This window comes from Exiguobacterium acetylicum DSM 20416 (assembly GCF_000702605.1).
GTDB lineage: Bacteria > Bacillota > Bacilli > Exiguobacteriales > Exiguobacteriaceae > Exiguobacterium_A > Exiguobacterium_A acetylicum.
Genome location: NZ_JNIR01000001.1, coordinates 2,287,603 through 2,314,475 on the forward strand (window position 1 = coordinate 2,287,603; position 26,873 = coordinate 2,314,475).

Genomic DNA, 26,873 nt, shown 5'->3' on the forward strand with positions numbered 1-26,873 from the left:
AGATGTTATTTGAAAAAAATGTATATGATTAGATGAAAAAGGGTATTTAGATTACACCTTTATCTTTGATTAAACATTTCATTCTGCCGAGGTGACTTCTTCCATCATGCCAAACCATACGATGCATGCTCATACTGACTTTTTACTCGTCACGTTATCTTATCTGATTGCCGCAACATCTGCCTACATCGCGATTGAACTCGCGGGACTCGTCAAGACAGCGACCAATCGTTCGAAACATCTCTGGTTGATTGCCGGTGGATCGATTTTAGGTCTCGGCATCTGGTCGATGCATTTCGTCGCGATGCTTGGTCACGGTACCTTGAAGGATGCGACCTACTCGTTCCCGCTCGTCTTTCTGTCGGTCATCATCGCGATGACAGGATATATCCTTGGCTTTTATCTCGTTGCCCGCCGCATGTCTCGTGAATCATTCGTCCTCGGTGGTTTCTTAATGGGAAGTGCGATTGCCGGCATGCATTATGTCGGGATTGCCGCTTTACAGGGAATGACCCTGCAGTATCACACGGGTTACGTCTTACTCTCGATCTTGATTGCGATTGCTGCTTCTTGGACCGCACTTTATATCGGTTTCTTTTCGCGTTACGCGAAGCAACAGATGCTGGTTCAGACGAAAGTCTTCTTTGCTCTCATCATGGGTATTGCGATCTCCGGGATGCATCACGTTGGCATGCTCGGTTTAGAGTTTCAGATGATTCCATCGTTTACGAGTGATCAAGTCATTGAACCAGCAATGCTATTGACGCTTGTCTCGATCGTCACGCTCTTTTTGTTCATCGTTTTCTTCGCTTCCGTCTTGTTTGACCTCCGATTACGTAAACGTGACTTCATCCAAGCGACGATTCTTGAATCAACTGAAGATGGTGTCGTGACGACGAATCCTGATGGTCTGATCCAATATGCGAACTCGCTGTTCCATGATTTTTTCCTGAAACGTCACCCATACTTATCGGAACATGACGCTACGTTACGTCTTGATGTTCCCGATCATACGAAACAGATGCTACGCGTCGAAGAACATATCCTTGAAGTCGTCAATCATCCGCTAAAAGGTGAGAACTTGAATCAGACACTGTGGTTCTTCCGCAACGTCACGGACCAAGTCTCGTCCCAGCAGCAACTTGAACACCTTGCCTTTCATGACCGCTTGACGGATTTACCGAATCGAGACAAAATCACGCTCTTCATCGAAGATCAAATCAGACAAGGAATTCCGGTATCCTGCCTTTCGCTCAGTATGGACCGTTGGCGTTCTCTGAGTGATATGCTCGGACATAAAGGTGTTGAGAGTCTATTGCTGCAGATTGCAGAACGTCTCCAAGCAACGATTCACGCGCGTGATGTCCTAGCACGTCTTGATTCATCGGAATTCCTTGTTCTCCTCGTTGACGAACGCAGTCATCTGGCGACTCAAAAAGCTGAGAAGTGCTACACTGCCTTATCGCAACCATTTGATATCGATGGAACCGTCATTACGCTGACGATGCGCGCTGGGATTAGTCATTACCCAGAAGACGCAACAACAGCCGAAGAACTGATCGAGTATGCAAAACTAGCACTACACGCTTCGTTTACTGAAGCGTAAAACACGATCAAGGAATTTAAGGTCGAGAATCGAAACGATATCTTACGGACCGTCCAGATCGAAAAATTCATGACCGAGGCACTCGAAGCAGAAGCCTTCGAGCTCGTCTATCAACCAAAGATTGCAGTAGCTACGGAACGCATGACGGGTGTTGAAGTCTTAGCGCGCTGGACGAACGATGAGCTTGGGTTCGTCACCAGCCGAGTTCATTCCCGTCGCTGAAAATACAGGAGCAATCCATGCTCTTGGTGACTGGGTACTACGAACAGCCTGCCTACGCTGGGTCGCGTGGCAAGACTTGACACCGGAACCATTCTCGATTGCTGTCAACGTCTCCCCACTTCAGTTCGCGAGTCAAAAGTTCTTACGTCGCGTCGAAACAATTCTCGAGGAGACAGGAATGAATCCAGCATACCTCGAGCTCGAAATCACGGAGTCCGCCGCCTTATCGTATGAGACGGCGACCTATGAAAAATTAGCACGACTACAGGAACTCGGTATTCGTGTTTCCCTCGACGACTTTGGTACTGGGTATTCGTCCTTTAAACAACTTCGTTCATTACCGATTCAGTTATTGAAGATTGACCGTTCATTTATCAGTTCGTTATTTGACGGTAAGAATCAACAAGCGATTGTTCAATCGATGATTCAACTCGGACATAACCTAGAGATGGAAGTCTTGATTGAAGGTGTCGAAACAGTCGAACAAGCAGATTGGCTTGCTCGAGAAGGTTGCGATTATTTCCAGGGCTATTATTTTAGTCGACCGTTAAAGGAAGAGGATTTTTTTAAGTATTTATGGACTTTTCATTCAATTAGACATTTGAAATAAATAAAAAAAAGCTACTAATAAATAGGTATTAGACTACCTAACCGATTTGTGTTTAATATAATACGTTTCTGAAAAATATTTTTGTTCTCCGGTCATGAACGAGTATTTCGTCATCGTCCAAGAATAAGCACCAACGACACTATTTTCATCACAATAAACATCCATGTAAGTGGTTAAGTGATGTCCACGCTGTCGCATCATCCATGTTTAATTAAAATCGACAGATAGATTTTTTGTTATATTAAAACACTTAATTTATAGTGTATTGCGCTTAAATGACAAATTTTCAGTTTGATTTTTTCAGAGAACACACTTTCACTTACTTTCGTAAAAAGCAAAAAGCAGTACGAGTCTTTATTTGAACTGAGCCCCGTAATATGGACAGTTTAATAAAAAGACCACGTCTTCTATGCTGCGATTAGATGATCCCGATATTGTTTGAGGGCACTGAAAAACCTGCGCTCTCTTCGAGAGTAATCACGAGGAAAGGCGATTGGTTCGACTGAGTCGATTCAATCGTCTTTTTTCTTTGCCATTAGTCTGTTTTTTCTTTTTGGAGGCTGATAATTCGCTTCAAGTTGACCGCGATGATCGCCATCACGCTCTGCAATGTCATGCCTTTTAGGTCTGACGTTTTGTTTCGCGCCAAACCATACGTATTCTTCAGTTGATTGTTCTTGGATTCAATCGCGTATCGTTTACGACGATACGTTTTGAATTCGTCAGTCTGTTCGTACTCAAGCTGATCGCTGTGCTCCCTTGACTTCAACGATACGCTATACGTTTTAGATTTTGCCCCATCTTTATAACATCCTTCGCGCAACGGACAACATTTACATAGTACGATATCGAAAAAGTGTGTCTCTTGTTGACTTGCACCTACATTCTTTTTGCCTGTTCGAGACTTTCGGACGGCCATGTGCCCGGCAGGGCAGACGTAGCGGTTTGCATCTTTATTATAGGTGAACCCCTCAGCTCGATTCGTGGAGACAGAAAAGACCCGTGGATTCAATGGAGCGACGAGCTTACATCCTTGCGAAGCGACAGAAACTAGGTTCTCACGACTAGAATAGGCAGAGTCACCCACAATGTAGTCGAACTCGGCGCCAGCTATATGGCTCTTCTCAACCAGGCTGGTCAGTTGAATGCCATCTGCCGCTTCGTCGGACGTCACGATAACAGCTGTGATCACGCCATCCTCGGTCATTGCGAGATGATGTTTGTAACCAAAGAACGAGGAGTCAGCGCTTTTATGCCCGGTCCGGGCATTCTTGTCCCTTGATACCCGCAACTCGAAGTGTGCATCCTCCGTCAGTTCACGGACACGGTTCACCCGAGCCCGAATGTGCTCCCGTGATATCAATTCAGGCATTTCGGATTCAACAGTTTCAGCTACAGCGAGCGCATACGCCAAGAGTTGGTCGATATCTGCTTCATCCACTTTCTCTGGGAAACGTCCTTTCGTGTTGTCATTTTCTTGATAACATGCCTGCCGAAGCCGTTTCGCCTCTTCGATGACAACCTGCTTAATCGGTTTTTGTCCGTATCGAGCACGAGAATGGGTCGAATCAACAATCAACGTCCGACTATTTAGAACGCCCATCTCTTTTGCGATCCGTACTGTGTACGCAATCAACTGATCGAGTAGCTCGTCATTATCCATACGCTGACGCCGGAATTTTGTGAGCGATGAAGGATTAATGACATCCTCCTCCGGTGCCAAATCCAAAAAATATTTATAGGCAAGATCAGTTTTCGCCCGTCTGACGAGGTCGACATCGGACAGGTTTGAGTAGGCTTTCAGAAATAGATATTTAAACATCCGAACGGGATGGACCGCCATCCGTCCGTTATCATGGCAATACGTGTCCGCGAGCAATTCTGTAATGAAATCAAAAGAGACGAGGTCGTGAATGAGACGTAACTCATCATCCGCGGGGATTAACAAATCATAGAGAGCCCGATAAGGGCTCGGCGGCATATTCGGCAGGTCGGGCATCATCGAAATCGCCTCCAAATGTATTGATTTCAGCCAGTATAGTCTGGAATGGCATTCATGTACAGTAACCTCGTAGCAAAAGGCTGGTCGATCGAAAAATAAGAACAGAGGAGCATCGGTCCCTTCGGGACGACGCTCCTCTGTTTAAATTATATGAGGTTTTTCAGTGCCTTCATATTGTTTCGGGGTCATCTTTTTTAGGTTCCATTGACCGCGTTCGTAGTTGTAATAGCTGATGTAGTCCCCGACCATCTCTCGGACCTCCTCGATTGACTCGCACGAACGGTTGGCGACATAGTCCTTCAAATGACCGAAGAACGATTCGATCGGTGCGTTGTCGAGACAGTTGCCCCGACGGGACATGGACTGAACCAGTCCGAGGTCGCCAATGAGTCGCTGGTAGCCCGGATGGGTGTAGTGGAAGCCTTGGTCCGAATGAATCATCGCCTCAGGATGTCGATTCCCTTGGAGATGCTCTTCGAGCTTTTTCATCGTCTGAAAGACGAGGTCCATACGAAGATCCGTGGATAGTTTGTATGCCACGATCTCGCGTGTGGCGACGTCCTTCACACAAGACAGATAGACGTTCTCGCCGGAGGCGATGGGGAGATAGGTGATATCGGTCACGAATACCTTCCCGGGCTCGCTCTGCCGGAACTCGCGGTTCAATCGGTTCGGCACGACGCGGTGCTCGTGCGTCGCCCGAGAGAGCTTGCGATAAGGGTTCATCCTCCGGATTTTAGTCACGATGTTAAATTTGCGCATCAGTCGGAGAATCCGTTTATGGTTGATCGGGAAACCGAGGGTGGCGAACACCTCCATGTACAGCCCCCGATAGCCGACTTTGCCTTTATGGCTATCATGGATGCTCTTGAGGAGTGTCGCATCTAGATGATCACACTCTTCTCGTAGGGAATCCGCCTCGGAACGGTTCAACCAAGCGTAATAGCCACTGCGGCTCACTCCGGCAATCTCACATAGTGGGCGGACGAGATTCTTAATCTGTGCGATGCGGATGACGGTGTTGATGACCTGATATTTCTCTGCTGGTGTCAGTTCGGACGTTTCGCCTGCCCCTCTAACTGCTCTAGCTTTTTTAAGAGCTCGTTCTCTGCCGTCAGGTATTTAATCCGTGCCTCTGCCTTCGCCAACCGTCTCTCCATCGACTCGTCTGTCTTCGGGCGTCCGCCTCCCAGAGCCTTTCCACGTTTGTCGTTCCGGAGACCCTCCTCTCCGTCTTTTCGGAACGTTTGGCGCCAGCGAATCAACGCAGAATGCGCTTTTCGTTTCCCGATCACCGTCAGGTCGAATCCGGCCTCCGTGAAGATTTGTTGAGGTCCCTTTCCTTCCATATTCTCACGTACGGCCCTGACCTTGAACTCGGTCGTGTACTGGATCGAGCGTTCTGATACGGAAGCGACGTTCAGATTTTCTTCGAGCTGATTGATTTGGGTCATAGTGAAGATGATTTTACTCATGATTGTTTCTCCCGTCTGATTGAATAGGTTCATTATAGCGATTCGTATCCACACGAAAAACCCCGAATGATGCACTTTTTTTCAAGTGTCTATCATTCGGGGTTCAGTTCAATTTATGACTAGTACTGCTTTTAAATTCAATTGATATTTTTTAATTTACAGACTCTTAACATTCTTAATTATTTATCAGAAGGTAGATTTTCTTTTATAACTTCATAAGTGTATCTCAAATTTTTTAATGGGAGTAAAAATCCAAAAAAAGCATATGATGAATTGAATAAATTTTTTAAAAAATCAATCGGTTTAAATTTAGTTATAAAAAATAATCTAATTAATAAGTAAAGCGCTATAAAGCCTAAAAATAAAGTAAAGCTATTTACTTTAAAAAGACCCAATGTAGAAATAAACACTATAACAAATATCCAAAAACTTAAGGACACATAAAGAGAGTAGTTTAGAGCAAGAAAGTTTCTGTTTAATGACCCGGATCTTAACGCTTGACCAGTATAAATATATCTAAGGTTAAAAAATTTTCCTAAAAGAGTTTTTTTACCATATTTTATATTATGTTCAATCATTTTTTGATCAGTATAATAAATTATTTTATCCATAGATAAAATTCTGGAATAAAACTCCATCTCTTCGTTTGTTTTTAATTTTGAATTATAACCGCTTAATTCATCAAATGATTTTTTATAAATCATAAGAGCACCACCAAATTTTTTTGCTGGACCTACTTTGTTGTTTTTGGAATATACATTTTTTACCCTTTTATAAACTTTACCGGTTTCATCGTAAAATAAATCGTCCCTTTCTCCTACATAGCCAATAATTTTGTCATCTGTTTTTTCACCATTTAGTACACTGTTAATAAATTTTTTGTCAAGCTCCATATCACCATCCAAAAAAATTAACCATTCACCTTGAGAATTTTTAGCACCGATATTCCTAGCAAGTGCTGCTGTATAAAAATTACTTTTAAGCTGAATAACTTTAGTATCATTTTCATTAGAAATTAATATTTTTCTCATTTCTTCTAATGTGTTATCTGAAGAATTAGAATCTACAAATATTATTTCGTGACTAAACGATTTACACGCTTCCTTAATACTGCTATAGCATCTTTTTATGCCTATTTCTTCGTTTTTTGCAATTACAATCACACTAATTTTCATTAAATTCTCCTTCTACTCAATGCACTATACCATCCTACAGCTAGCATGAATAATAAGCCTGTTTGCAAATTGAAAAATAAAGACGTTGAATATAACGAAATGGAAATCATAAAAATAATATTAGAGTACACTATAGATTCACTAAGGTTTTTATTTCTAAATATATTAATTTGTGCTTTAAAAAATTCTATCAAAATTAAACTTAGAAAAAGAATCAACCCCATAAGACCGTTTCTATAGAGGATAAACAAATAATTATTGTCAAAAACTCTTACTTCTGCTTTGTTAGGACCATTACCGAAAATAATACTTTCTTTCAAATCTTTATTGTTTCGATCCCAAATTTCAAATCTTTCATTTAAGGATTCACTTGTATTTTGAAAATCTAATACTCTCGAAAATATAGATGGAGTACCTGAGTTTTGAGCGTAATTATTGCTAGAAATTAAGTGCATAAAAGTAATTAATAACGGGACCGTAATAAATAATATTTTTTTTCTAATAATTTTACAAAAAATGAAACCATACAAATTGTTGTAAACAAAACCTAAAAGTAAAACTACAAATGCCGTCCTAGATCCTGTACTAAATACGCATAGTACTATAATAAGTAAATTTAATATCAATATAAAATTATTTTTTTTTGACTTTGACATTAGAAGTATATAATAAAAAATATTAAATATTACACTCAAGAAAATCCCATAATAATTTGGATTCGCAAACATCGTAACTGTTCTTATAGAATATGCAGAAATACCTCTAGATTTTTCAAAACTATACACAAAATCTAAGAAATTTAATAAAATATTTTCATAGTATATTTCAATAAAATTTATTGCATAAAATATTATCATTATTACTTGTATAAACTTAAAATCTAAGTGGTTTAATTTATAGTCTTTAATATTAAAGTAACTAAAAGTTATCAAATACGTAAAAATATAGATAATCATTCTGGTTAATTCGAATGCATCATTTAAAACTACTACCCCTTTATAAAGAGATATGACTAAACTTATTTGATCGGATACACTCATTAGTATTAGTAATATAAGCGGTGCTGTAATAGTTATATTCCTTATTTTATTTAAAATTATAAATAAAGTTATAACTATTACTATATAACAAATTAAATCACCTAACCTCATTCCTATAGATTCTCCCAATATGTTTGTTGGTGTAAATCTAAAAAGAATTATAAAAAATAAAAAATGCACTATATTTAATTTATTTTCATTCACCGTCAATTCCATTAATTATCTCCTGTAAGTGATTACTCCAACGATATTTTTCTGAAGATTGTAATGCATTATTTTTCATTTTATTATGTAATTCTCTATTATTTTTTAACACTGATACTTTACTTTCTAGATCCTGAATATTATTTTCTATGACGAATCCATTATAACCATTTTCAATAATTTCTTCACTCGCAGTGATTACATCTGAACCATTACTTTTCAAACCAATTACTGGTAAACCAGATGCAAGCGCTTCTAAAAAAACATGTCCAAATCCTTCATAAGTACTTGCTAATATAAATAAATCAGCGGATAAATAATATAACTCCGTCTCTTTTTTATATCCAAAAAAAGTAACTTTTTTATTTATTTTATACTCTATGACTAATTTTTTTAAGCGCTCTTCATCTTCTCCGGCTCCAACTATAAATAAATGAACATTAGTCAATTTTGTATTTTTAATCCACTTAAGCAATAAAACAATATTTTTTTCAGCTGATAATCTACAGACTGTAAGTAAAATAAATTTATCTTTAAATTCACTTTTTATAGATTTAATTATTTCATTGTTTTTTCTGTTATTTTATATTTTTCAGTGTTTACTCCTGGATTTATAACTTTTATATCTTTTTGTTTCAAATTATAGTACTTTTGAACTTCTTCTTTTTTGGAGTTACTCAAAGTAGCAAGTTTTATATTTGAAATAATCGCTTTTTTTTCAAAAAATTTTATTTGACTTTGAATTATCATGTAGTAAATTTTCTTTATAAATTTACTATCTTTTATAATGACTCTTTGATGTACAGGCGCTAACAAAGGTATTAGAAATATACTATTATCAATTAACTTTTTATTTCTACTCATTGCAATGGCAGCAGCAAAATAAAAATGACGGATAATAATATAATTCTCTTTTTCAATTTCAGTAAAAATTTTATTTTGATCAATTAATAACTTTAGATATTTAATTGTATAATAAGGAGTAAAAAGTTTTTTTAAGCCACTAACTTTAAATTCTATAGAATTATATGAAATTGATTTAGTATTTATAAAACTATCATTATTTAAGTATATCAATTCACTTTTATATTCATTATTGAGCTCTACTTCTTTTGATATATTATCCATGTAGGAAACTAATCCACCGTAAGATGGTTTATATGCATTTGAAGCTATATAAATTTTTTTCATATTTTCCCCTTAATTTTTTTAAAACTATTTATTACTGCAGAAAAATATAACTTTTTCTTTGTAACTGTATGATTTTCATAACCTGTATAATCTTGAGTTGCTATTTTTAATAATACGTTTGATACTATATTAGAAATCTCCTTTTCTTTGTTCTCATCTAAAAATTTTTCAGATTGATTATATTTTAAAACATAAGATAAGGAATGAGCTACCCATGCATCTGATCTTGGATAAAAGTTCGAATCTATTACGTTATATGATTTTTTTTCTACAATTGGATAGAAGTACTCACCATTCCAAAAATGATCAGTTAGTGTGTTTACCATGATAGATATCTTATCATTAATTTCATTTTTATTGACAAATTCAAAACTACTAGCTTCTATTAAACCTTTAATAACAGAAGAATATCCCCAAGAATTAATAGTTCCACTATGTTTTCCGTTAACAATTACATATGATAACGTTCCATCATCTTCAATTTCAGTTGTAAGATATTTTGTAACGCCCTCAACAATTTTTTCATTAAATTGATCTTTGAATTTTTTTAAAGAAAAAGCATGATATCTTAATTGTTGACCAATATGAAAATTATCAATTTTAGTTTTTCTCGGATTATCATTTATATAAGGTGAATTTTGCCAAAAATATGGCCAGTATAATCCATGACCATTTTCTTCAAGGTTTGTATACATAAACTTATTCATCTTTATTAAAGTTTCTTTTAATTCTTTATTGTCTTTATCAAAACGATCTATATAATTTGCTAATGCTCCAATTGTGAAAGATACACCGTTGGTAATATGGATATTTGTAGTAGTCAACGGAGCATACGGTATAGCACTTCCATAATCGAAATTTACAAGATGCTTTTCTATCCATTCAACTGATTTTCTACAAGACTTCATAATTTTCTCATTAAGATCATTATCTTCTTTTTGATTTATATCTAAAATTTTACTTAACTCAACTAATGCAAATAGGCTAACTAATTCAGGAGTAGTAGATTCTTTTTTTAATTTCTTTACTATGTTATGGCCAAAGATAAAATTATACCCTATATCAAAACCGCCATCCGCATTTTGATGATTTAATAATTTATATCCTATTTTCATTGATTCTTTTTTAAATTTTAATTCATTAGAGATAATAAACATATTAATATTTGCCATTAAAGATTCATACATAGTTTGTGAACTTAAAATATTCGCTTCAGGTGAATTTATAAACTTAATAATTTTATTTTTCATTTATTCTCACTCTTTCTTTTCAAAGGAATTCCAACATATATTTCATTTTCAATTCTATCGAAATTATTTCCTATTGCCCCTGATGCTACACAAGTACCCTTAGGAATTGTAGAACCTTTAGTGATTACTGAATGCGCAGCTAACCAACTACCATAACCAATATAAATTTCTTTTGAGTCATGTTCTCCATATCTATAACTACCTTTTTTAATAGTATGATTTCCAGCTGATATACAGCAATATGGTCCTATAATTACTTCATCATCTATGAATATTGGTTTTATAGGATTGATCCAAACACCAAAGCCAATAAAAACATCGTTACCAATTGAGATATTCCAAGGGTTAATAAGATTTGTGTTCTTACTAACTTGTAGATTTCTCGCCTTTTTTTTCAAGAAAATATTTAAAAAATTCCCTCTTATTCTATTACCGAATGTATTATCTGGTAAAAAGTTCAAGGCGCTCATGCCAAATGAATATATTAGTTGGATTATCTTTTTCATTGTTATCCCCTACTTTTTATTTTTATAAATCCCAAAATAAAATCTAAATAATATTTTTTAAACAGTAAAAATGCTAGAATTACACAACCTATAATCAGATAGCCCATACCTTGAATTAGCAAAATTCCTGAAAGGCTAAATAAAATAACGCCACTTACATATTTACGATCAATGGGTATTTCTAAATTTAATTGTTTCAATATTAAACGGTATATAACTTGTCCTATGATTGCTGCTACTAATTTAGCAATAACAACACTATATATACCCCAAAATTCTACTGTACTTAATACAATAGTTACTTGTATTACAGTAGTAGCAATTGAAAGTAACAATAATCCTTTATTTTTTTTAAATGAATTAATCAATGCATTACTTATGGAACTAGGAACTGATATTAATTTTATTAATAGTAATATAAAATAAATAATTAAATATTTATCGAATTCTTGCATATAGCCTAATCTTAAAATTAATTCCATTATAAGCATTAGTAACAAGCCTGTCATAATTGAGAACGAATAATTATTGTTAAGCATTTCCTTGTAATGATTTTTTATTTCTTCCAAATTATTATTTAATTCATTTTTTAATTTAACAAATGTAGGTAAAGCAACACTATTAAAAATTTTTGGTATAAAATCCATTAAAAAACTAATTTTTAATAGTGTGAAGTATATCGCTAAAGTAGTTAAAGAAAAATATTTACTTATAATAATTTGATCAATTTTTTCATAGGTGAATGATAACAAACCTAGGGTAAAAGCATAAAAATTGAACTTTATTACTTCACCAACATTAAATATGTAGTTGTCTTTATTATAATCTATTTTTCGGGGTTCTTTCAGATAAATTATCCATAAGCTTACTATTAAAATACTTATAGATATAAATAAGGAAATTTTCATACCGTTTATTAAATCATGTGTCCCTAATATAAATATAATCCCCAAAAAGATTACTATTCTTAAAGGATTAAAAATTTTTTCGAACACAACTGGAGTCAGTAAAGATTTTTCAGATTTAAAAATAGCAATGGAAATATAAAATAACATCCATAGAGATAAATACATAAATAGTATAAAATCATTTCCAGTTATTAGGTTAAACATCGATTCTTTGAGAGGTTTAAATACATCAAAGGATATAAATATAATCAAAAAGATGAATGAGGGAAGTAAATTAATTGCAACTATTTTTAGTTTATCCTGAATTTTTTTACCTTGCATAAAAATAATAATGCTATTTGCTCCGCCAAATAGTATCACTGAAAATATAAATGTACTTGCTAATTCTATTTGAGCTAATAATGCTACTAAATTTTTATTGATATTATTTAAAACTAAGATCTCAATTAGGGTAACAGGTAAAATAAATATGGTTATTAAGAAATTAATATTAATTATTCTTTTATTATTTGCTTTGTGGTCTACTTTCTTTTCAATAACCATATTTTTTTACCTTACCTTTTCTATTTTATAAACTTAAATATTGTACTTTATTCATATCAAGTAGATTTACATCTACAGCACTTTTGATATCGAAGAAAATAAATTTGTCATTTTCTTCTGTTAAATTATTTAGTAGCATTAAAATTTCATTCACATACTCTGTATGGGGAACTGCTAAAATAATAACATTTGATTTTTTTAATTGCTTCAAATCTAATAATTCTAGATTATATTCTTTATAAAATTCTTCGGAATCAGCATTTAAATCTGCTAACTGTATATCAATATTAAATTCTGTCAAACTATTTATTACGTCAATTACTTTTGTATTTCGAACATCTGGTACATTCTCTTTAAACGTAACTCCTAAAATAGTAACTATTGAATTTGAAATATCCATTTTACTTTTTATCATATTTTTCACAATTTGTTCTGCAACATATTTTCCCATGTTATCGTTCAGTTTTCTTCCTGCTAAAATAATTTCAGGGCTATATCCTATTTGTTCAGATTTAGAAGTTAGATAGTATGGATCCACCCCTATGCAATGACCACCTACTAGACCAGGTGAAAAGTTTAAAAAATTCCACTTAGTAGCCGCAGCTTCTAATACATGTTTTGTATTAATGTTCATCTTATTGAATATAATTGACAGTTCATTCATGAATGCAATATTAATATCTCTCTGTGAATTTTCAATAACTTTTGCTGCTTCTGCTACTTTAATAGAGGGCGCACGGTGTACACCAGCTTCGACTACACTCTCATAAACTTCTGCTACAATATCAAGTACTTCAGGCGTCTGTCCCGAAACAACTTTTATTATAGATTTAAATGTATGTATTTTATCACCTGGATTAATACGTTCTGGCGAATATCCAACAAAGAAATCTTCACCACACTTTAAACCAGACATTTTCTCTAAAACAGGTACACAATCGTCTTCTGTTGCACCAGGATATACTGTAGATTCGTATACTACAATTGTTCCTTTTTTAAGTGCTTTTCCTACTGTTTCTGATGCTTTTAATAATGGTGTTAAATCAGGCGTTTTACTGTCATCTACTGGTGTCGGAACTGCTACGATAATAAAGTCGCATTCACTTAATTTACTAATTTCATTTGTGTATATGACATCAGATTTTTTTAAATAATCGCTTTCTACTTCATTTGTTTGATCTAACCCATTCTTTAATTCATCTAATCTTGATTCATTAATATCAAAACCTACAACTTGCTTACTCATTCCGAACTCTACTGCAACAGGTAATCCTACGTATCCTAATCCAACAATTCCGATTGAACGATCTTTTGCTGGCAACAAAGGTACAATTGTACTTGTGCTATTTCTTGTGCTATTTAAAGTATTCATTATTGTGTCACTCCTGATTCGATAGTTTTTTCGTAATAGCTAACGTACCATTCAATAAATTGATCAATTCCATCTTGAATTTTTGTTTCTGGCTTAAATTGAATATCATTGATTAAATCTTCTACATTAGCAAAAGTTTGTGGAACATCACCAGCTTGAAGGGGCAAGAACTTCTTCTTTGCAGTTATTCCTAATTTTTTTTCAATAGCCTCAATGAAATCTAATAGTTTTACCGGACTATTGTTTCCAATGTTATAGACACGATATGGTGCGTAGCTTGTTCCAGGATCCGGGTTTAGCCCACTCCACTTTGGATTATGCTTTGCAGGTTGTTGTGTCAATCGAAAAATCGACTCTACAATGTCATCTACAAATGTGAAATCACGTAGCATATTTCCGTTATTAAAAACATCAATTTCTTTACCTTCTAAAATAGCTTTAGTGAATAGGAATAATGCCATATCTGGTCGTCCCCATGGTCCATATACCGTAAAGAATCGTAATCCGGTTGTCGGTAAATTAAATAATTGGCTATATGTGTGTGCCATTAATTCGTTGGACTTTTTGGTTGCTGCGTATAAACTCATTGGGTGATCAATGTTATCGTGAATAGAGAACGGCAACGACTCATTTGCGCCATATACCGAGCTGCTTGAAGCATAAATTAAATGTTGAATATTGTGATGACGCGAACATTCTAAAATATTCATGAATCCAACAATATTACTGTTAATATACGCATGGGGATTTTTCAAGCTATATCTTACACCAGCCTGCGCAGCTAAGTTGATTACCACGTCGAATTCTTCTTGTATAAAAATGTCTTGCATAGAAGATAAGTCTTCTAAATCATTTTTATAAAATGTAAAGTTAGGATGATCAATAAGTTCCTTCAATCGATCTTCTTTTAATTGTACGGAATAGTAGTCATTGACGTTATCCAGACCAACTACTTTGTTTCCTTCTTTTAATAAGCGCTTTGAAACGTGAAACCCAATAAATCCTGCGCTTCCTGTCACTAAAATTTTCATACTTCTTCCCCCATTAGCTCTTTAAATCTATTAATTTGAAAATCAACAATTTTTTCTTCATTATATTTTTCTATAGCAAGTTGAATCGAATTTTGCTGAAACCTTTGTAAGACTTGTAAATTTTCCGCTAAATAAATAATTTTTTTAGAAATTTCAGATGGAGATTTTAATGGAACAATAAATCCATTAGAATTGTTAATAACTTGTTCTCTACAGCCCCTAATATCAGTAGCAATAATTGCATTCCCCATCGCCATAGCCTCTATAATTGATCGAGGCATGCCTTCTCTATATGAAGGCAAACAATAAATGTCACTTATAATTAACAAATCATTTATATCTTCTCGTCTACCAGTAAAAATGATGTTTTTATTTTTTTTATATTTCTCAATTTTCTTCACTGTCTCTAAATCGCGTTCACCTGGAGCCAAGTCCCCTATTATCAATAATTTAATTTTGATATTATTAATCATTTCAAACGCCTCTAATAAATCAATAATGCCTTTTTCTTCTACTAAGCGCCCAATAAAAGAAATTACAATCTCATTTTCGGATATTTGAAACTGATGTTTAATCGATTTAATTTTTTTTGTTGAATATTTCTGTATATTAAATTTGTTTTCAAGGTCAATGCCATTACCTATGTAGTCAATTTTCTGCTTAGGAAGAAAATTCTTGAGAATAGCTAGCTCGGTATCTTCTTTTGATTGAACAAATAAATGCTTTGTAAAAAATTTAGCCATAATTTTTTCTATACTAAAGAAAAAATTATACTTTAACTTGCTCATTTCATCATGGAAATAAAATCCATGAGCTGTATAAATCACATTTTCAATTCCTACTAATTTACAAGCGATTCTTGTAATAACAGACGCTACTGGTGCGTGAGTATGAACAATATCAGGTTTTTCTTTTTTTAGTATCTTCATAATTTCAAAAATAGAAATAATGTTAGAAAGCCCGATATTTCTTCCGATTTTTTTATTAATTAATCTTACTCCTGTATTTTCAATAACTTGTCCATGATTGTTAACTTCACATATTGCGACTACTTCAATGTTTTGCTGTATACATTCTTTATTTAAAGCTCCAAGCATATTGTGCATCATAGTATCTACAGATGTGATTTGTATGACTTTCAAAATCTAGATCTCCTTAATATAGAATCTTTTATTGTTTTTTTAAATTCTACTAATTGGTAATTATCTCTATAAGTTGATAATGAATGATCATAAGCTAAATTTCCGAATAATTTTTCAATTACATTTACTCTTTGACTTAATCTCAATATTAAAAAATTAAAAGCAGTAGTTAATATCATTTTTCTTTTATAAGTATTTGCGATTTCTTTCACTAAATTTGATGTAGAGACGTATTCTTTGTTTTGTGGAAAGAACATTCCTTTATCTTCGTTCAAAATTATTAACTTCAAAAAGTTAGATAAGTTATCGATAAACAACATACTTCTTTTATTCTCAATATAAGGAAATAAAAAAGTTAAAGGTACAGCTTTTTTTAGTAATTCAAAGTTTCCTTTTGATTCAGGTCCATAAATCATAGGTGGACGAATAATAGCAACATTAAAATCATTATTTTGTAATTTCTCAAGTAACTTTTCTGCTTGTAATTTACTGTCTCCGTAAAAATCATTAGGAATAGGTAGAGTATTTTTATTAATAATCCCATTTTCTAGACCTACACTTTTCTTACCGTAAACTATAATACTGCTCATAAAAATAAATTGCTTAACACCATCTTTTTTAGCCTTTTTCGCTACCTCAAGTGTGAGATCTCTATTGATTTTGTAGTACAGATCTTCTAGTTTAGGATTTCTAGACACATGTGCTATACCCGCAAGATGCAGTACCGCGTCATAATCACTGAAATTCTTAACTTTCCAACTTTCTTCTCTAATTGAAACGAACTCTAAGATTATTTTACTTTCGTTATCATCAATCCACTTTTTAAATTGTTTACCTATATAACCGTTCTCACCTGTGACAAGTACCTTTTTCATTAGTGTTTACTCCTTTGTACTTGCTGATTCTTTTGCCGTAATCGTTCCAGTACCACCTTCAACTACTCCATCACTTTTCAATACACTAAAGACTGTAGCAATGAAACAACGTGAGTCCATTAAAATCCCCATACGTTGAACATATTCTCCATCAAGTTTTGCTTTTACTTCAATCGGTAATTCATCACGACCATTGATTTGAGCCCATCCTGTTAATCCAGGTAATGTATCGTTCGCTTTGTATTTATCGCGCTCATCAATCAAATCATATTGATTCCATAACGCAGGACGCGGTCCGACAAAGCTCATCTCACCCTTTAAGATGTTAAACAGTTGTGGTAGTTCATCTAAACTTGTTTTCCGTAAGAACTTCCCGACACGCGTAATATAAACATCCGGATCAGCAAGCAAATGAGTCGGTGTATCTTGTGGTGTTTCAATATACATGGTCCGGAACTTTAAAATGTTGAAATGACTCTTCTTTAGACCAACTCGTTTTTGTTTGAAGAAGACTGGTCCTCTTGATTCAATCTTTATCGCTCCCATAATGCATAAAAATACTGGTATCAATACGATACATGCCACAAGTGCTAGGATGAATCCTAACAACCGTTTCACTGTCATATAACTCATTTGCTTTAGCTCCTTATGTTCATACTAATTTTTGTTGTTTCATCGCGACGTCATTGGCGATATCAAGTAGCGTATTGCGTAATTGAAGTGGATTTAGTTGATGATTTTCGACCATCCGTAATATTTCTTCAATTGGTTCAGCTTGTTTCGTTCGACCGACGAAAATCTTCGGATAAATCGCTTCTGGATCGACTTCTCCATCTTTTAGTAATTCTTCATACATCTTTTCTCCCGGTCGAATTCCAGAAAATACGATTGGCATCTCGTCTTCCGTGAAACCACTCAACTCAATCATGTTTTTCGCAAGATCAACGATTTTGACCGGCTCGCCCATATCAAGGACGAAAACCTCTCCGCCGTCAGCTAGTATACCTGCTTGAATGACTAATCGACTTGCTTCTGGAATCGTCATGAAGAATCGTGTCATTTCTGGATGGGTCACCGTTACAGGTCCACCGGCCTCAATTTGTGATTTAAAGAGTGGAATGACAGACCCTCGACTACCAAGGACGTTACCGAAACGAACGACGGCAAACTTCGTCTGACTCCGTTTTCCTAAATCCTGAATGATCATCTCGGCAATCCGCTTCGTCGAACCCATGACGTTTGTTGGATTGACCGCTTTATCTGTTGAGATCATGACGAATCGTTCGACCTGATGACGGTCGGCTACTTCTGCGACGTTCTTCGTTCCATAGACATTATTTTTAACAGACTCATACGGATTTGCTTCCATTAAAGGCACGTGTTTATGAGCCGCTGCATGGAAGGCGACATCCGGTCGATGTTGTGCAAACACTTCATCTAAACGCATCTGGTCTTGCACATCGGCAATGATTGGCACTAGATTGATTGCTGTCTGTAAACTCCGCAGTTCCCGTTCAATCAAATAGATGCTGTTCTCACCATGACCGAGTAATACTAACGTCGTCGGATTGAATTGAATGATTTGGCGACAAATTTCTGATCCAATCGATCCACCGGCTCCTGTAACAAGGACCGTCCGTCCTTCAATCTCACTTCGAATCCCCGAGATGTTCAGTTCAACCGGTTCGCGTCCGAGTAAGTCTTCAATCGATACATCGCGAATCGCGTTGACCGAGACTTTCCCCGTCACAAGTTCTTCAATCATCGGTAAGGTTTGAACGTTCTTACACAGTGTCTTTGCCTCGGTGATCAGTTCGATTCGGCGTTGCTGTGACAACGATGGAATCGCTAAGACGATGGCTTCAATTTTATGTCGCTCGATGACTGCCTTTAAGTCCTCCGTCGTTCCTGCAACTTCGATTCCTTGAATCACGAAATGCATGTTTTTTGGATCATCATCGACAAAAGCAACCGGCTTTAATTCATGGAATGGTGATGCATAGAGTTGACGAACCAATGCCCGTCCTGCACGTCCTGCCCCGATGACCAACGTCCGCTTTCGCGACTTGATCATGCGACGAGGTAAGGCATACTTCCGCCAATGTTGACCGATCCCAAGCAGACGTAAGCCTACTCGGATTGCTCCAAGTAGCAGTAAAGAAATACAAAAACTTAATAGCGTGATGCGTTCTAAGACTTGTCCGAAGAATAGAACTTGATACACTATTAAGCCGATTGAGCTGAGTCCCAGGGACAATGATAATGTCATTGCTTCCTGTACACTCGCATATTTCCAGTTAACACGGTACAGTTTCATGAGAAACGCGACAGTGATGAAGAGTAGGGCAAATACCGTCGCTGACTGAATTACATCACGACTGTCGATCAATAAAAATAATTCCTTTGGATACAAGAAAAAATATGTAAAGCTCATCGCCACCATCAATGCACAGGCATCCATACATGCCAGTAAAATCGTCCGGTAATAATAATACTTCTTCACGAACATTCACTCCTTTCAACTAATATTTGACATACTGATTTTCAGACAAGCGATTGTGATTTGTGTACCTGTAACAACTCTTCCATCATCGCTGCTACGTCTTCTCCTAAATCTTCACGGTTCAAGGCAAATTCGAGTGTCGTTCGAATGAATCCTAATTTTTCACCAACATCATACCGTTTACCATCAAATTCGTAGGCAAAGACCCGTTGCATTTCATTGAGTCGTGTAATCGCGTCCGTCAATTGAATTTCGCCACCTGAACCAACTTGTTGTGTTTCAAGATATTTAAAGATTTCTGGCGTGAGTAGATAACGTCCTAAAATCGCTAAGTTCGATGGGGCTGTTCCTGGTGCTGGCTTTTCGACGAAAGATTTCACCTTATGTAATTGCTCTGAGATGCTCGAGCTTGGATCAACGATGCCGTAACGATGTGTATCTTTTTCTGGAACTGGTTGTACACCAATGATTGAACTATTCGTGATTTCATACTGTTCGATTAGCTGTCGCGTACACGGCACGTCAGCCTGAACGATATCATCGCCAAGCATGACGACGAATGGTTCATTACCAACGAATGCTTTCGCTTGAAGAATCGCATTCCCAAGACCTTTTGGTTTTGATTGACGAATGAAATGAATGTTAATCTTCGTTGTCTCTTCGACTAAGTAAAGTAATTCTGATTTATTCTTCGAAATCAGGTTCGCTTCTAACTCTGGTACGGAATCAAAATGATCTTCGATCGCGCGTTTCCCTTTACCAGTAATAATCAAGATATCTTCAATTCCTGATTCGATCGCCTCTTCAATGATGTATTGAATCGTCGGTTTATCAACGATCGGTAACATTTCCTTTGGCATCGCTTTTGTCGCTGGTAAAAATCGTGTGCCTAGACCAGCTGCTGGAATGACTGCCTTTTTTACTTTAATCACATAATCATCTCCCATATATAAATTCGGTTTCCCAAATTATATCTAACATTCCATTCTTTATGTAAAATACAATAACACAGGACTCGTGTTTCTTTCCATAAAGTTTTCCATAATTTCATAATGTAAGCGTTAACATAAAAAAAAGAGAGTACTAATTCACTCTCTTTCCCTTACCTTGACAAAAAATGTTATACCCACTGTCCTTTCCAATTCTTCTCGACAGGACTCGGGGGATTAATTGTCACGAGTTGGTTCAAGAGAACGGCTTCATTGTTTTCATAAATCTCATCGATCAACCAATCTTCGAACGTTTTCTCAAGCATCCGTTCGCATTGCTTCCAGTAGAATGGACGTTTCTCGAGGTGGTGCGCATCACTTGCCACAAGATGGGCTAACCCATTCTCAAGCAAAGCAATCGCAAACCGCTGGACATCCTTCCCGTACTTGCCGATCAAACTAGCGCACGTCACCTGACTGATAGCACCGTTTGAAATCAATTCAAAGAGTAACGATGGATTTTGAATGAATGCTTTATTTTTTTCCGGATGGGCAACGACCGGGATATAACCATCGGAAATCAATTCTGCAAAGACTTGACGAGCATACGACGGAATTCCGCTTGACGGAAACTCGATTAAAATATAGCGTGAATCGTTGAGTGTCAGCGCTTGTCCTGCTTCTAACGCTTCCATCAATTCACCGATCAACCGGATCTCATGACCTGGATAGACGGTTAATGGAATATCACGTTGTTTCAACAAGACATTGAACTCATCAACCGTCAACTGAACATCGACATCTTCTGTTTCGAATTGCGGATGATAGAGGTGTGGAGTCGCGATGATCCGCGACACTCCCTCTGCGACAGCTTGTTCAGCTAACTGTAACGCGTGTTCGACACTAGCCGGACCGTCATCGACGAGCGGCAAAATATGACAATGGATATCAACCATATAGATGTCCCTCACTCATAGGAATAGTAGTATTGGTATGCTGAATCATCCGTCAGTTCACGACGGTTCAAGACGACACCGAGAATTTTCGCTTCGGCCAGTTCAAGCTGTTCTTTCGCTTTTAACACTCGTTGACGATCAGATGTCGTACAACCGACGACAAGAACGACACCATCCGTTAGTTTCGAAGTAATCCGGCTGTCAGCGACTTGCAACAATGGTGGTGCATCAAAAATGATGACGTCGAATTCCTCACGAAGTTGTGAAACGAGATGTTCCATCGCACGTGACGATAAGAGTTCAGCCGGGTTCGGTGGAATCGGACCTGCTGTCAAAATTGACAGGTTATCAACTTTCGTCGGTAAGATCGCTTTGTCTTTTTCCGCTTGGCGTGTCAAAAGGCTCGAGAGTCCTAATCCGTTCGCCACTTTGAACGTGTAATGCACTGTCGGACGACGCATATCGGTATCGATGATTAAGACTTTTTTCCCTTGTTGCGCGTAAGCAACGGCCAAGTTTGATGACGTCGTTGATTTTCCTTCACCTTGTGTTGCAGAGGTGACAAGAATTGCTTGAATCTCACGATCGACGGCCATGAACTCGATGTTCGTCCGGATCGTCCGGTATTGCTCCGCGACAGGTGACTTCGGTTGCGTGACCGTAATCAGCTTCCGTGCGTCTTTGTTCATTTTGCTCTTCTTAGCCATATTGTTTGACCGCCTCTCGTTTTGCTGCTTTTGACGATGACTTGAATACTTTACTATCGATATCCGGGATACTACCGAGAACTGGGAGATCAAGAATCTGTTGGACTTGATCTTCTGTCCGAATGCGACGGTCTAGTACTTCACGTAAGAAGGCAAGACCGACACCGAGTAAGAGTCCAACGACTGCTGCGATTGCTGTGTTCAAAATAATATTGGGACTGACAGGTGACGTTGGGATACCTGATGTCGACAAGACCGTAACGTTATCAACACTCATTAATTCTTGAACGTCTGAACTAAAGACTTCAGCAATCGAGTTCGCCAAGTTGGATGCTAATGCTGCATCGGTACTTTGGACAGAGACGTTAATGACCTGAGAGTTTTGTTCACTTTCGACCGTGACCATGTTGTTCAAAGCATTCATATTCGTTGGTGCGTTCGGAACTTCCTTTTGAACCTGTTCTAAAATCGCCGGGCTCTTGATGATGACCCGATATGTATTAACCAATGTGACAGACGACTGGACAGACTGTGCATCAATGACTTCATTGTCTTGTTTCTTCGGTGTGACGAGAATTTGCGTCCCTGCTTGATACGTCGGTTTAATCAAAAAGCTACTGACGGCAAATGAGATGAGGGCGGCGACGATCGTCAACGCCAAGATGCGCCAGAACGATTTACGTAAAATCGAAAATAATTCCTGCAAGCTAATCGTTTCATTCATGGTCTAATTATTCTCCTTTATTTGTCTAATTCAGTGACTTTCCTACATCAACTAGGACTCAGTATAACAAATATTTGGGAAATGGTTGATGTTTTTTTAGGAAATGACATACGTTTATTGAAAAACATTGCGTATAATAAAAGATGAATTGTTACTTTTTACATTCATTTCCGTATCTCGACATAGGAGGAATTTCTTTATGCATCGCTCGTTACAAGCGCTACAATTCTATACATCTCACTCGAAGGAGGATATCGCACGACTTCATGAACGGATTCGTTCGAGTCTTGCTTCGACGGAATCCTTGACGGATACGATGATCCGAATTACCGGTCAACCGCCACTGATTCCTTATGACGAAGATACCGTCACGGTCGAAGAATGGAATGCATTCCTCGTCGGAAAACATCATGCGACATTAGCTGACTTTTACGGTACATTAGTCGCTCGTCCAATCTTGGACGAAGATGGTCCACTCCCGGACGAGGCAGAAGAACCACTTCCAACTCTTTCACGGAGTCAACGCGAACCGGAACCAAAACGACGTAAAAAAGAGAAAGAAATCAAGCATGCTGGAGCAAAACGACCGTTACCTTGGGGCTGGATCGCGCTGTTGATTCTTTGTTTCTTACTTGGAGCCGGTGGAACTTACGTCTACTCGACATACTTCGTAGGATCTGCAGATACGACACCAAAGGCTACTGTCGAAAAACCCGTCACAGTTGAAAAAACGAAGGAAAAGAAACCGACAGTACCAGAAGAGACTGCCGCTGTTGATGATGTCCTATACATCAAAACACGTTCGAGCAACATCTACCGGGAAGAGTCGATGACGACATTGCTGTACGAAGCCGATTTCGGTGACGGATATCGCATCGTCAAGAAAAATGACGGTGTGACTGAAATCGAATTGTCGGATGATTTAACGGGTTATATTAAAACGTCCGATACGACAAAACGGCTTGAAGGTGAACCACTTGCTGATGAAACGCTTTTGACGTGGGTCAACGATCAGCTCGATACAAGTTTTGTTACCGGGACCCTCATTGACCTTATCGGCAAAAGTAGTGAAGAACTGAATAGTCTTTATGGACCAGCCGATCGGACTTTCAATGATGAATTGCATGACTACCTGTTTTACGGAAATCACTTTTTTGTCTTGAAGGACAACAAGGTCATCGCCATTGACTGGACGGAGACGACTATTACGAATGAGCAATTAGCCTCACTCGCCCCACTTCAACTAGAAACGGAATCGACAGGACTCGTCACGAGTAACTCGTATCGTCTCCAACGTTTTGCAAAAGACGGAACGATCAGTCGGATTCGTTTAGCGGAACAATCGTTCTAAACGAAAAGCACCGAATCCGTGAGATTCGGTGCTTTTGTTCATTCCATATCGAGTGAATAGCGTAATGCCGTTTGTGTCTCTTTTAATGAATCTTCTGTCGGGTGCCAGTAATAAATTCCGTCGCCTTCTTTTCCACCCGTTCCTTCGAGTTTCAAGTTCTTCTGGTTACGGAAGGCATCCATGTAATCAAATGCTAAAGTACGCATCGGTTTAAACGAAACGTTCGTCTGAGCGTTTTTGCCGACGACATCCATGATGGCGTTGAAGTTACTGACTGAAACATCAGATGACAATTTGTTTGCGACTTGGGCGATGACTTCCCGTTGGCGCATCTGTCGACCGAAGTCACCACGTGGATCTTCATAACGCATCCGTGTGAACTTCAATGCTGATTTTCCATCTAAGTTGACTTTACCGACTGGGAAATGTGTCCCACTGACCGTAAAGTCGATGTCGTTATTGACCGTCACCCCACCGACTGCATCAACCAAGGACGTGAACCCTTCCATATTGATTTCTGCATAGTAGTTGATTGGGATATTAAGAAACTTTTCGACTGTCTTGATTGCCATCTCCGGTCCACCGAATGAATACGCATGGTTGATCTTATCATTTGTTCCTTTTCCGACGATATCAACCTTCGTGTCCCGGGGAATACTGATCAATCGACTTTCATTTCGTGTCGGGTTCAATGTCATGACCATGATTGAGTCACTGCGTCCGCGCTCTCCTGGACGTTGGTCGACACCAAGTAACAGAACCGAAACCGGCTTTTGCTCTTCGACGACTTTGTCTCCCGTATTCTTGACGGGTGATTGAATTTTTTTGACCGTTTGGTCGACTTGATAATATGTATAGCCGATGAATCCGCCGACACCGACGACGAGGACAAGTGCGATCAATAGCATGATTTTCAGTGGTGTCCAGCGTTTTTTCACCTTACGTCTTTTTTTGACTCGTTCCAACTGCGTCCATTCCCTTCTGTGTTTTGCTTCTCGTTAGTATCGGTCATCCATGAAAAAACTTACAGTCCGAGTATAACGAAATTTGAGATCGATTTGTAAAAAACGGGAAAAGATGAAAAAAAGAGCCTATCGTTGAACTGAACCAAAAAAGTTAGACAATAAATAATTTGTCAGGCGACCTTGAGGACCTGAGTCCGGTATTCCACCGGGCTCAGGTTTTTTAGTCGTCTCTTGATACGACGATGGTTATAGTACTCGATGTAACGCTCAAGCTCATATTTGAAGTGATCCATGTCATCAAACTCCTTGAGATACAGGAGCTCTGACTTGAGCACGGCGAAGAAGCTTTCGATGGCTGCGTTGTCGAGACAGTTGCCCTTACGGGACATACTTTGCGTAATGCCGTGCTCGTGGAGCGTACCAGTGAACGCTCTGTATTGATAATGCCACCCCTGATCGGAATGAAGGATTGGGCGCGCCTCTCCGTCGAGCTTCCCGATTGCCTGGTCCAACATTTCGCCAACGAATCGATAGGTAGGTCGGTCCGATAGGGTATAGGCAATGATTTCACGGTTTCCCAAGTCCATCATCGGCGAGAGGTAGAGCTTCTCCCCGAACAGATGAAATTCAGTGACGTCAGTCACCTATTTCTGGTTCAGACCGGTGGCCTTGAAGTCACGTTGGAGAAGATTCGGTGCGACTTCTCCGACCCGTCCTTTATAGGAACGGTATCGCTTCATGCGGACGAGACACTTGAGACCGAGCTCGTTCATGAGACGGCGCACGGTCTTCGGATCGTGCCGGAAGCCTTGGCGTTCGAGAAGTGCGTGGATGCGACGATAGCCACATCGTCCCTCGTGTTCGTGGAAGAGGGTATGGATGGCCGACTTCACCTCCGCGTACTTGTCTTCGCCCGTCAGGCGCGTCCGCCAATAGTAGTAGACACTCCGAGCCATCTCGAGCACGCGGAGGAGTCCCGGGACGGGATAGACCGCCCGCAACTCATCGATTACTTGCGCCTTGATCCGGTTCGTCGCGCATTCTCTTCTTGAACCAAGGCTCTCAATTTTTTTAGCGCAGCGTTCTCCATCTCGAGATACTCGACCCGCTCCTTGAGCTTCTCGACTTCTGTCATCTTTTCAAAATCTTTCTTCTTGTGTCTCGCCATCGGGGCACGTCCTTTCGGTCTAGTGACCAGACCTGCGGTCCCCTCCCGTTCATACGTCGATCGCCAGTTCGAGATCATCCCCGGGGAGGAAATTCGATATTTTACGGCTGCCTCTATGTAGGACAGTCCGTTGGTCGCCATGTCGTTTAATACCTCCAGTTTAAATGCCGGCGAGTGTGTTGTATAGGAAGGATCGAAGATCGTCTCTCCCCAACGTTCATAAAGACGCGACCACTCACGGACTCGTTCAGGTCGTATCCCGAATTCCTCCGCCATAATCTGGTATCCGTCTCGTCCCGTCAGATAACGTTCAACAACCTTGATCTTAAATGCCTTCGTATATTTGACCATAAAAAATACCCCATAAAAGTTGGATTTTTATGTCCAACTTTTATGGGGCAGTTCACGTTCAGATAAG

The 26,873-nt window shown here is 38.0% G+C and carries 22 protein-coding genes and 2 pseudogenes; 3 read left to right on the plus strand and 21 right to left on the minus strand.

The window, feature by feature from the left end:
• The first annotated feature begins 106 nt into the window (after window positions 1-106).
• Together P401_RS18075 and P401_RS18080 are read left to right on the plus strand one after the other, a co-directional pair.
• A complete protein-coding gene (locus tag P401_RS18075) occupies window positions 107-1,606 on the plus strand; it encodes a sensor domain-containing diguanylate cyclase (RefSeq protein ID WP_051656301.1) in 1,500 nt (499 codons plus the stop codon).
• Window positions 1,607-1,675: 69 nt separating this feature from the next.
• A pseudogene (locus tag P401_RS18080) lies at window positions 1,676-2,438 on the plus strand (putative bifunctional diguanylate cyclase/phosphodiesterase).
• A gap of 535 nt (window positions 2,439-2,973) precedes the next feature.
• Here P401_RS18080 and P401_RS0112105 read toward each other — a convergent pair.
• The 19 genes from P401_RS0112105 to P401_RS0112200 all read right to left on the minus strand — a co-directional run bounded on the left by P401_RS0112105 (window position 2,974) and on the right by P401_RS0112200 (window position 22,971).
• A complete protein-coding gene (locus tag P401_RS0112105; RefSeq protein WP_029341475.1) occupies window positions 2,974-4,440 on the minus strand; it encodes an IS1182 family transposase in 1,467 nt (488 codons plus the stop codon).
• 141 nt (window positions 4,441-4,581) lie between these two features.
• A protein-coding gene (locus P401_RS18350) for an IS3 family transposase (RefSeq protein WP_412767682.1) occupies window positions 4,582-5,915 on the minus strand; the annotation gives its coding sequence in 2 pieces (ribosomal slippage) (window positions 4,582-5,546 and window positions 5,546-5,915; 1,335 coding nt in all).
• Between the two features lie 179 nt (window positions 5,916-6,094).
• The gene (locus P401_RS0112120) at window positions 6,095-7,090 is read right to left on the minus strand and encodes a glycosyltransferase family 2 protein (protein WP_029342680.1); all 996 of its coding nucleotides are present in this window, start codon (window positions 7,088-7,090) and stop codon (window positions 6,095-6,097) included.
• Window positions 7,090-8,346 carry an O-antigen ligase family protein gene (locus tag P401_RS0112125; RefSeq protein ID WP_029342681.1) on the minus strand — a complete coding sequence of 419 codons (1,257 nt, stop codon included), beginning with the start codon at window positions 8,344-8,346 and terminating at the stop codon, window positions 7,090-7,092. Before P401_RS0112125 ends, P401_RS0112120 begins: the two co-directional genes overlap by 1 nt.
• Window positions 8,327-8,896, minus strand: a complete 570-nt coding sequence (locus P401_RS0112130) for a glycosyltransferase (RefSeq protein ID WP_081834744.1) — start codon at window positions 8,894-8,896, stop codon at window positions 8,327-8,329. Before P401_RS0112130 ends, P401_RS0112125 begins: the two co-directional genes overlap by 20 nt.
• The gene (locus tag P401_RS0112135; protein ID WP_029342683.1) at window positions 8,893-9,525 is read right to left on the minus strand and encodes a glycosyltransferase family 4 protein; all 633 of its coding nucleotides are present in this window, start codon (window positions 9,523-9,525) and stop codon (window positions 8,893-8,895) included. Before P401_RS0112135 ends, P401_RS0112130 begins: the two co-directional genes overlap by 4 nt.
• The gene (locus tag P401_RS0112140; RefSeq protein ID WP_029342684.1) at window positions 9,522-10,775 is read right to left on the minus strand and encodes a hypothetical protein; all 1,254 of its coding nucleotides are present in this window, start codon (window positions 10,773-10,775) and stop codon (window positions 9,522-9,524) included. The genes P401_RS0112135 and P401_RS0112140 overlap by 4 nt, the downstream gene beginning before the upstream one ends.
• The gene (locus P401_RS0112145; RefSeq protein ID WP_029342685.1) at window positions 10,772-11,281 is read right to left on the minus strand and encodes an acyltransferase; all 510 of its coding nucleotides are present in this window, start codon (window positions 11,279-11,281) and stop codon (window positions 10,772-10,774) included. The genes P401_RS0112140 and P401_RS0112145 overlap by 4 nt, the downstream gene beginning before the upstream one ends.
• 2 nt (window positions 11,282-11,283) lie before the next feature.
• Window positions 11,284-12,732: a lipopolysaccharide biosynthesis protein gene (locus P401_RS0112150; RefSeq protein WP_029342686.1), complete on the minus strand. Its 1,449-nt coding sequence runs from the start codon at window positions 12,730-12,732 to the stop codon at window positions 11,284-11,286.
• Window positions 12,733-12,757: 25 nt separating this feature from the next.
• Window positions 12,758-14,104 (minus strand): nucleotide sugar dehydrogenase, encoded by a 1,347-nt coding sequence (locus P401_RS0112155; protein WP_081834745.1) that lies wholly within the window; start codon window positions 14,102-14,104, stop codon window positions 12,758-12,760.
• Window positions 14,104-15,135: an NAD-dependent epimerase gene (locus P401_RS0112160; RefSeq protein WP_029342688.1), complete on the minus strand. Its 1,032-nt coding sequence runs from the start codon at window positions 15,133-15,135 to the stop codon at window positions 14,104-14,106. The genes P401_RS0112155 and P401_RS0112160 overlap by 1 nt, the downstream gene beginning before the upstream one ends.
• Window positions 15,132-16,277, minus strand: a complete 1,146-nt coding sequence (locus P401_RS0112165) for a glycosyltransferase family 4 protein (RefSeq protein ID WP_029342689.1) — start codon at window positions 16,275-16,277, stop codon at window positions 15,132-15,134. Before P401_RS0112165 ends, P401_RS0112160 begins: the two co-directional genes overlap by 4 nt.
• Window positions 16,274-17,152, minus strand: a complete 879-nt coding sequence (locus P401_RS0112170; RefSeq protein WP_029342690.1) for an NAD-dependent epimerase/dehydratase family protein — start codon at window positions 17,150-17,152, stop codon at window positions 16,274-16,276. The genes P401_RS0112165 and P401_RS0112170 overlap by 4 nt, the downstream gene beginning before the upstream one ends.
• A 6-nt stretch (window positions 17,153-17,158) precedes the next feature.
• Window positions 17,159-17,785 (minus strand): sugar transferase, encoded by a 627-nt coding sequence (locus tag P401_RS0112175; protein ID WP_029342691.1) that lies wholly within the window; start codon window positions 17,783-17,785, stop codon window positions 17,159-17,161.
• A gap of 19 nt (window positions 17,786-17,804) precedes the next feature.
• A complete protein-coding gene (locus tag P401_RS0112180; protein WP_034786110.1) occupies window positions 17,805-19,655 on the minus strand; it encodes a polysaccharide biosynthesis protein in 1,851 nt (616 codons plus the stop codon).
• Window positions 19,656-19,696: 41 nt separating this feature from the next.
• Entirely contained in the window at window positions 19,697-20,584 is an 888-nt protein-coding gene (galU, locus tag P401_RS0112185; protein WP_029342693.1) for a UTP--glucose-1-phosphate uridylyltransferase GalU, read from the minus strand.
• Window positions 20,585-20,775: 191 nt separating this feature from the next.
• On the minus strand, window positions 20,776-21,540 hold the full coding sequence (locus tag P401_RS0112190) for a tyrosine-protein phosphatase (RefSeq protein ID WP_029342694.1): 765 nt from the start codon (window positions 21,538-21,540) through the stop codon (window positions 20,776-20,778).
• Between the two features lie 11 nt (window positions 21,541-21,551).
• Window positions 21,552-22,247: a CpsD/CapB family tyrosine-protein kinase gene (locus P401_RS0112195; protein WP_029342695.1), complete on the minus strand. Its 696-nt coding sequence runs from the start codon at window positions 22,245-22,247 to the stop codon at window positions 21,552-21,554.
• The gene (locus P401_RS0112200) at window positions 22,240-22,971 is read right to left on the minus strand and encodes a YveK family protein (RefSeq protein WP_029342696.1); all 732 of its coding nucleotides are present in this window, start codon (window positions 22,969-22,971) and stop codon (window positions 22,240-22,242) included. The genes P401_RS0112195 and P401_RS0112200 overlap by 8 nt, the downstream gene beginning before the upstream one ends.
• A gap of 199 nt (window positions 22,972-23,170) precedes the next feature.
• On the opposite strand from P401_RS0112200, the gene P401_RS0112205 reads away from it, so the two are divergent.
• Entirely contained in the window at window positions 23,171-24,322 is a 1,152-nt protein-coding gene (locus P401_RS0112205; RefSeq protein ID WP_029342697.1) for a hypothetical protein, read from the plus strand.
• A 38-nt stretch (window positions 24,323-24,360) separates the two neighbouring features.
• On the opposite strand, the gene P401_RS0112210 is transcribed toward P401_RS0112205, so the two are convergent.
• Both P401_RS0112210 and P401_RS18355 read right to left on the minus strand, forming a co-directional pair.
• A complete protein-coding gene (locus P401_RS0112210) occupies window positions 24,361-25,260 on the minus strand; it encodes an LCP family glycopolymer transferase (protein ID WP_231681775.1) in 900 nt (299 codons plus the stop codon).
• A 197-nt stretch (window positions 25,261-25,457) separates the two neighbouring features.
• Window positions 25,458-26,806, minus strand: a pseudogene (locus tag P401_RS18355) (IS3 family transposase).
• Window positions 26,807-26,873 lie beyond the last annotated feature (67 nt).